The organism is Winogradskyella sp. Asnod2-B02-A, assembly GCF_045063645.1.
In the GTDB taxonomy this organism is placed as follows: domain Bacteria; phylum Bacteroidota; class Bacteroidia; order Flavobacteriales; family Flavobacteriaceae; genus Winogradskyella.
The window spans coordinates 1-1,861 of record NZ_JBEFOG010000006.1; the positions used below are offsets into that span (position 1 = coordinate 1).

Here is a 1,861-nt window from a genome sequence, read left to right on the forward strand (position 1 = left end):
ATTCACTATCAGTTTTAGTTCCTATTATAGAAATTCCAAAAATTGCTAGTCCAACAAAGCTAATAATTCCTATTACGACTACAATTAGTAATATGTTGAGTATTTTTTTCAAATTAGAGATAACGTGATTGTGTATGGTTAGTTGCGTGGTTAAGCAACTAAGTAAGCAAACTTTTACGAACCCGTGAAAATTCCGCAGGAATATTCGCAAGTAAGCTCAATAAAGCAATTAATTATACACGGTGTTAGCAACTGGCTTTTTTTAGCTCCATTTTTCCTTTAAATATTTTTGCTTTCTCGGTTTTTAAAAAGCCAAGGTCATCTGTTAATATTGATATTTTTCGGATTTGTTCATTATTTTTTAGACTTTCAATTTCGTCCGTACTCAAAGTCCATTTAGAAATACTGTCAGATATATTTTCTGTAATTCCGTATTCCAGAATCAGTTCCTTTGTTATTAAATCTGAAAAATGGCTTTTGTTTAGGTAATTAACATGATAAAGACGCTTTATAAAACCATCAAGTATTCCGACCGAGTGAAAAGTCCAAGCGTGGTCTATTTCATTGAATTCAACACTCGTTGAGAATAAGCCTTTTTTTATTTTTCTTTCAGTTCCAGAATCATAATTCGAAGGTAATTTTGTGATATAACCATATTCGAAATCAAAACTTCCAATTAAGTTTTTAGTTATCAGTTCAATCGTATTCAATTCAGCTAAATCACTCGCAATTTGTATAGAAATATCGATAGAAGAGTTTTCTGGTTGTTCAGTCCAGTTCAACATTGGATTGTCAACAGTAAAATATGTGTTCGTTTTGTTTGAATTAAATCCAACAAAACTGTAAACAATATCTTTTTGTTTTTTTAACGCCTTTTTAAATCCATTTAAAGTCTTTCTCGAATTCTTATAATTTATATCGAAATGAGTCGCTTTTAATTCCGTTTTTTGACTTATCAAATCTATTGTCGAAAGAACACAACTTTCCATATCAAACTGTTCAGCAGTCTTAATGTTGGTTATTTTGAATAGCTTAATTATCCAATTTTCAGCTCTATTTTTTCCGAAGAAGTTCATTTTTTTCAGCTTGTTGCTAACGGTCTTGTGTATGATTAGTTGCGTGGTTTGGCAACTAATTTAGCAAAAATTGACCGAACCCGAGAAAATTCCAGCGGAATTTTCGCACGTAATCTAAAAAAAGCAATTAATTATACACGTTGTTAACTACTGGCTTTTTTCTATTTAGGCAGCGTTCAAATTTTTATATTTTCCTTTAAATTCATTTTGGAACTCAAATTCTCGCAAGAGTTTAAGCGTATTACTCCGTTTAGTGAATCCAGATTAGTACAGATTGGTTTTCCTGCGTGTAGTTCAGCCGTAATGATAAACGTTTGCTTTTCAATCTTGGTTTACAATATCAATCTTTTTAATCTCAATTTATCTTAGTTGTTTTAATTATCAAATAGAGTAGAGCGAGTTGATATTTGGTTTCTATATTAGTCTTTTTTAATCTTAAATTATCTTAGTTTCTTTTAATTCAAGCAGAGTAGAGTGAGTTGTAAGTTGGTTTACTTTCTTTAATTTTTTAAATCTAAATTATCTTGGTTATTTAGTCAAGTTGAGTTTACTCCGTAATGCTTTTGAGTTTGCATTATTCATCCGAGTAATCAATCCAAAGTTGTTAGTTTGATGTTTAAATTTTAGAAAAATGTTGATTTGGAATCAGCTTGTAGTTAACGGTTTTGTGTATGGTTAGTTGCGTGGTTTAAACACTAAAATTAGCAAATAAAAACGGAATAGAAAAGCCGAAGGGCTTTTCGTAAGTAGGCACGAACAAAGCAATTAATTATACACGTTGTTAA

General features: G+C 30.5%; 1 protein-coding gene. It reads right to left on the bottom strand.

From position 1 onward, the window contains the following. Positions 1 to 245: 245 nt before the first annotated feature. The gene (locus ACJJVO_RS00085) at positions 246 to 1,076 is read right to left on the bottom strand and encodes a hypothetical protein (RefSeq protein WP_405568914.1); all 831 of its coding nucleotides are present in this window, start codon (positions 1,074 to 1,076) and stop codon (positions 246 to 248) included. Positions 1,077 to 1,861: the final 785 nt, after the last annotated feature.